At 50.9% G+C, this 6,577-nt stretch carries 4 protein-coding genes and 1 pseudogene; all 5 read left to right on the forward strand.

Annotated elements, in window-relative coordinates; genetic code table 11:
- Positions 1 to 186: 186 nt before the first annotated feature.
- A pseudogene (locus tag ACTHMC_RS08155) lies at positions 187 to 1,050 on the forward strand (branched-chain amino acid transaminase); the annotation flags it as partial.
- Between the two features lie 158 nt (positions 1,051 to 1,208).
- Positions 1,209 to 2,888, forward strand: coding sequence for a dihydroxy-acid dehydratase (gene ilvD / locus ACTHMC_RS08160; protein WP_440412451.1), 1,680 nt, complete (start codon positions 1,209 to 1,211; stop codon positions 2,886 to 2,888).
- 33 nt (positions 2,889 to 2,921) lie between these two features.
- On the forward strand, positions 2,922 to 4,664 hold the full coding sequence (ilvB, locus tag ACTHMC_RS08165; RefSeq protein ID WP_440412452.1) for a biosynthetic-type acetolactate synthase large subunit: 1,743 nt from the start codon (positions 2,922 to 2,924) through the stop codon (positions 4,662 to 4,664).
- A 97-nt stretch (positions 4,665 to 4,761) separates the two neighbouring features.
- Positions 4,762 to 5,352, forward strand: a complete 591-nt coding sequence (ilvN, locus tag ACTHMC_RS08170) for an acetolactate synthase small subunit (RefSeq protein ID WP_440412454.1) — start codon at positions 4,762 to 4,764, stop codon at positions 5,350 to 5,352.
- Positions 5,353 to 5,400: 48 nt separating this feature from the next.
- On the forward strand, positions 5,401 to 6,477 hold the full coding sequence (gene ilvC / locus ACTHMC_RS08175; protein WP_440412455.1) for a ketol-acid reductoisomerase: 1,077 nt from the start codon (positions 5,401 to 5,403) through the stop codon (positions 6,475 to 6,477).
- Positions 6,478 to 6,577: the final 100 nt, after the last annotated feature.

The raw sequence follows: 6,577 nt of genomic DNA on the forward strand, positions 1-6,577 counted from the left end.
ATTGTGGTGGTCGTGATTATTATTATTCCCGTACAGAACGGAGGTGGAGTGTAGCGAAAACTAATAAAAAGTTTAATCATACAAAGCGACCCGCCTCCCAAAGGCGGGTCGCTTTTTTTTTTTTGCGAACAAAAGCTAGGTGAAAAAAAAAATTAATTAATGTGAAATTATTACAACAACCAAACGGTTCTCTATTATAATGGAGAATACCTGAAAGCCGCGGAAACGCGCACAGACCTGTATAGCCAGACCCTTCACTATGGATATGGCGTATTTGAAGGCATCCGCTCTTACCGCACTGAGAGCGGCGAAACAAAGATCTTCAAGGCCGTTGAGCATTACGAAAGGCTGAAAGCCTCTGCAGAAGCGCTCAATATGCCCTGGCACTGGACCACAGAAGAACTGATCAACGCTACCTATGAAGTATTGCAGCGTAACAACCTGCAGAACGCATATATCCGTCCGCTTGTATTTGCCCCTGCAAACATGGGCTTCAATCCGAACACCGAATCGAACATCATGATCGCTGTCTGGGAAATGGGATTGTTCCTGGGTGAGAAGAATCTCCGTGTGATGACCTCTCCCTGGCAAAGGCCCAACCCGCTTGGTTTCAAGATCCAGGCAAAAGCTACCGGTCACTATGTTAACTCCATTCTCGCCAGCCAGGATGCCAAGGCCAAAGGCTTTGATGAAGCGCTGCTGGTAGACATGAATGGTCATGTGGCTGAAGGCCCTGGCGCCAACATGTTCTATGAAAAAGACGGTGTAGTGTATACGCCACCGTTAGGAAATATCCTGCCGGGCATCACCCGTGCAACCGTTATTGAAATGTGTGAAGAACTGGATATTGAAGTAGTACAGCAACATTTCACCCCGGCTGAACTGAAAACCGCTGACAGTGCATTCTTCTGCGGCACTGCAGCTGAAGTGGTAGGATTTGAGTCACTGGATGATTATACTTTCCCTAAACCCTGGGAGAGTTCCTTTGGAAAGAAATTACAGAAATTATATAAGGCTAAGGTCACAGAAGCAGGCGTAGCCGTCAGCTAAGGGAAATGAATTTCGCCGGAGGCGAAGAAATAGAAGTCACTCGCCGGGAGGCGGGCGACCGGGCACACACTGGCGACTTCCGGGCACACTCAGAGGGCCGCCAGTCCGGCTCATCAAGATCAAATCGAACTCAGAAAACCAAACGCATAACCGAACAAATGGCACTCAACAAATATTCACGCACCATCACTCAGGATGTAACGCAACCAGCGGCACAGGCAATGCTCTATGGCATCGGATTAACAGACGAAGATCTGGCTAAAGCACAGGTGGGCATCGTCAGCATGGGCTACGATGGCAATACCTGCAATATGCACCTCAATGACCTGGCAGCCATCGTCAAGAAAGGCGTATGGGCGCAGGACCTGGTAGGCCTTATCTTCAATACCATCGGCGTAAGCGATGGTATCAGCAACGGAACGGAAGGCATGCGTTATTCCCTGGTAAGCCGTGATATCATTGCCGACTCCATTGAGGCGGTTTGCGGTGCGCAATATTATGACTCAGTAATTGCCATCCCCGGTTGCGATAAAAATATGCCCGGCTCCATCATCGCCATGGGAAGGCTGAACAGGCCTGCCATCATGGTATACGGCGGCACCATTGCCCCCGGCCATTACAAAGGTCAGGACCTCAACATTGTGTCTGCCTTCGAAGCACTTGGCCAGAAACTGGCAGGCAACCTGTCCGATGCGGATTTCAAAGGCATCGTACAACACTCCTGTCCTGGTGCAGGCGCCTGCGGCGGCATGTACACGGCCAATACCATGGCATCGGCCATCGAAGCACTGGGCATGAGCCTTCCTTACTCATCTTCCAATCCGGCCCTCAGCGATGAAAAGAAAGCGGAGTGCCTGGCAGCCGGAAAAGCGATCCGTCTTCTTCTCGAAAAAGATATCAAGCCTTCCGATATCATGACGCGCAAAGCATTTGAGAATGCCATTACCGTGATCATGATCCTCGGCGGAAGCACCAACGCCGTGCTCCACCTCATTGCCATGGCTAAGAGTGTAGGCGTTACCGTTACACAGGACGATTTCCAGGACATCAGCAACAGGGTGCCCGTGCTGGCTGACTTCAAGCCCAGCGGCAAATACCTGATGCAGGACCTTCACCAGCATGGCGGCGTTCCTGCCGTAATGAAGTACCTGCTGAAAAAAGGACTGCTGCACGGGGATTGCCTGACCGTTACCGGTAAAACGCTGGCAGAGAACCTGGAGTCCATTCCTGACCTGGATTTTGAAACTCAGAAGATCATCCTGCCACTGGAAACACCATTGAAGGCAACCGGTCACCTCCAGATCCTTTACGGTAACCTGGCATCAGGCGGCAGTGTAGCCAAGATCAGCGGTAAGGAAGGGGAGTTCTTTGCAGGTCCTGCACGTGTGTTCGACGGAGAGTTTCAACTGATCGATGGTATCAACAGCGGAAAGATCCAGCACGGAGATGTGGTGGTGATCAGGAATGTTGGTCCGAAAGGCGCACCCGGTATGCCGGAAATGCTGAAACCTACGTCTGCACTCATTGGTGCGGGATTGGGCAAAAGCATCGCACTGATCACTGATGGCCGTTTCAGCGGTGGTACCCACGGATTTGTAGTAGGCCATATCACGCCGGAAGCATATGAAGGTGGATTGATAGCAATAGTTCAGGATGGCGACCCCATTGAACTGGATGCAGTGAAGAACACCATCACGCTCAAGGTTTCTGAAGAAGAGATCGCAAAAAGAAAGGCTGCCTGGAAGCAGCCTGCACTGAAAGTAACCAAGGGAATTCTATTCAAATACGCGAAGAGTGTTAAGAACGCAGCGGAAGGCTGTGTAACCGATGAGGCATAACCTCCTTAACCCTTCAACATTAAATAATAATTTATGAGCACAACAACGGCAGCGCCCACACCCGCAAAGGAAGAGCAAAAAGCCACCACTACAGTCAGTGGTTCTGTGGCCGTGCTGGAGTCGATCCTTGCAGAAGGGGTGGACACTATCTTCGGATATCCCGGAGGCGCCATCATGCCTATCTATGATGCATTGTATGATTACCAGGAAAAGCTGAAACATATACTCGTCCGTCATGAGCAGGGTGGGATACATGCTGCGCAAGGCTTTGCGAGAACTTCAGGAAACGTGGGTGTTGTGTTCGCCACCAGCGGTCCCGGTGCTACCAACCTGGTGACAGGTTTGGCCGATGCCATGATCGACAGTACGCCACTGGTTGCAGTTACCGGCCAGGTGTTTGCGCACCTGCTCGGCACCGATGCCTTCCAGGAAACCGATGTGATCAATATCACCACACCGGTTACCAAATGGAACTACCAGGTAACGGATGCAACCGAGATCCCCGCCGTAATGGCAAAGGCATTTTATATCGCGCGCAGCGGCCGCCCCGGTCCTGTACTGATCGATATCACCAAGAATGCACAGATCCAGCAATTCGAATACGAAGGATATAAGAAATGCGATCATGTCCGCAGCTACCGTCCCAAACCCATCATCCGCAAAGAATATGTAAAGGAAGCAGCAGCATTGATCAATGCTGCTGAAAAACCGTTCATTCTCTTTGGTCAGGGTGTGATCCTGGGCAAGGCAGAACAGGAATTCAAAAGGTTCCTGGAGAAGAGCGGTATCCCCGCAGCCGCCACCATCATGGGTTTGAGCGCACTGCCTACAGATCATCCTCAGCATGTGGGTATGCTGGGTATGCACGGTAATTATGGCCCGAATGTACTCACCAATGAATGTGATGTGCTCATCGCTATCGGTATGCGCTTTGATGACCGCGTTACCGGCCGTCTCGATAAATACGCCAAACAGGCTAAAGTGATCCACCTGGATATCGATCCGGCTGAGATAGACAAGAACGTGAAGGCTGAAGTGCCTGTATGGGGCGATTGCAAGGAAACATTGCCATTGCTCACCGAGCTCATAGAACAGAAAGTGTATCCGCAGTGGTTACAGAAATTCCGGGATTATGAGCAGCAGGAAGTTGACCAGTGTATCCATCCTGAACTGCATCCTGAATCGGAGGTGCTCACCATGGGTGAAGTGATCAGGGTATTGAATGAGCTCACCGGCGGGGATGCTGTAGTGGTAACGGATGTAGGTCAGCACCAGATGGTGGCCTGCCGTTATGCGAAGTTCACGCAGAGCCGCAGCAATATCACCAGCGGTGGTTTGGGCACTATGGGATATGCATTACCTGCAGCCATCGGCGCCAAATTCGGTGCACCGGAGCGTACGGTAGTTGCAGTGATCGGTGATGGCGGATTTCAGATGACACTCCAGGAAATGGGAACCATCATGCAGAGCGGTATCGATGTGAAGATCCTGATCCTGAATAATGAATTCCTGGGAATGGTGCGTCAATGGCAGCAACTGTTCAACGACAAGCGCTATTCTTTCGTGAATATCACCAGTCCTGATTTTGTGGCCCTCGCCAAAGCTTATCATATCGATGGGCAGAAAGTGAGCGAACGTGAAAAGCTGCGCGATGCATTGAAAGCGATGCTGGACCATAAAGGTTCCTACCTGCTGGAAGTGATGGTAGGCAAGGAGAACAACGTATTCCCCATGGTGCCGCAGGGATGCAGCGTATCTGAGATCAGGCTGAAATAACAAGGTGTGCCCAGTTGCTCGCCTCCGGCGACGGAATAAAAGTCACTCGCGGGGGCGCGAGCGACCGGGCACCCGCCGAACATCTAAAACAAAACGTATGTCAAAGCAGGAATTCACAGTAACAGTATATACCGAAAACCAGATCGGCTTGCTCAATCGCATCGCCATCATGTTTTCGCGCAGGAAAATAAATGTTGACAGTCTCAACACCTCGCCCAGTGAAGTGGATGGCATCCATCGCTTCACCATCGTGATCAATGAATCCGAAGAAGTGGTAAGCAAGCTGGTACGCCAGATAGAAAAGCAGGTGGAAGTATTGAGAGCTTATTACAATACCGGTGAAGAGATCGTATGGCAGGAACTGGCCATGTACAAAGTGCCAACGGATGAGATCGCAGAGAAAGTGAAAGTGGAAAGGTTGCTCCGAGAGCATGGCGCCCGTGCGGTGGTGATCCGTAAAGATTACACCGTGTTTGAAACAACCGGTCACCGTGAGGAAACAGACAAGCTCATCAGCGTGCTGGAGCCATATGGTCTCATCGAGTTCGTGAGAAGCGGCAGGGTAGCAATTATCAAGGCCAGCAATGGCTTCCACGAAAAATTGAAAGAGTTTGAAGAGACCCTTCCGGGCGAAGAAGTGATAGAGAATGAATTTCTCAATCGTAAAGGCGAAGTATTCAGTTTATAAAAATACAACAATAACCAAAGTTTCTAACAACCATAAACAATTACGACAATGGCAAAACTCAATTTCGGCGGTGTTGAAGAAAATGTAGTAACCCGCGAAGAATTTCCTCTGGCCAAAGCGCAGGCAATTTTAAAGGACGAAGTAGTGGCCGTGATCGGTTACGGTGTGCAAGGTCCCGGACAGGCGCTCAATCAGAAAGACAATGGTGTGAATGTGATTGTTGGCCAGCGCAAAAATTCAAAGAGCTGGGATAAGGCCGTTCGTGATGGTTTTGTTCCCGGAGAAACACTCTTCGAGATCGAAGAAGCACTGGAGCGTGGCACCGTGATCTGTTATCTGCTCAGCGATGCTGCACAGATTGCCATGTGGCCTACAGTGAAGAAACACCTGACTCCGGGTAAAGCCCTTTATTTCTCTCATGGCTTCGGCATTACTTATAATGATCAGACCGGTATCGTTCCTCCTGCTGACGTGGATGTATTCCTGGTAGCACCTAAGGGTTCCGGTACTTCGCTCCGCAGGATGTTCCTCCAGGGACGTGGTCTGAACAGCTCTTACGCTATTTTCCAGGATGCAACCGGCCGCGCTTTTGAAAGAGTGGTGGCGCTGGGTATCGCTATCGGCAGCGGCTACCTGTTTGAAACAGATTTCAGAAAAGAAGTATACTCTGACCTCACCGGTGAGCGTGGCACCCTGATGGGCGCAATCCAGGGCATCTTTGCTGCTCAGTATGAAGTGCTCCGCAAGAAAGGCCACACGCCTTCCGAAGCCTTCAACGAAACAGTGGAAGAGCTCACACAATCCCTGATGCCACTGGTAGCGGAAAATGGAATGGACTGGATGTATGCCAACTGTTCTACCACCGCACAGCGCGGTGCGCTCGACTGGTGGAAAAAGTTCCGCGACGCTACATTGCCTGTATTCACTGAACTGTATGAAAGCGTTGCTGCCGGTAAGGAAGCAGGCCGCTCCATCAGCAGCAACAGCCAGGCAGACTATCGTGAGAAGCTGGATGCAGAACTGAAAGAACTCCGTGAAAGTGAAATGTGGCAGGCTGGCAGAACGGTGAGAAGCCTTCGTCCTGAGAACCAGGCAGCTCAACCGGCAAAAGCAACAGCCAATTAAATTATATCGGAGAGCGCCAGTCGCTCGCGTCCCCGCGAGTGACTTATATTTCGTCGCCTCCGGCAACACAGTGTTCGCCGGAGGCGAACAAATAGCGGTC

The sequence above is a fragment of the Pseudobacter sp. genome, assembly GCF_051955275.1.
In the GTDB taxonomy this organism is placed as follows: Bacteria; Bacteroidota; Bacteroidia; order Chitinophagales; family Chitinophagaceae; genus Pseudobacter.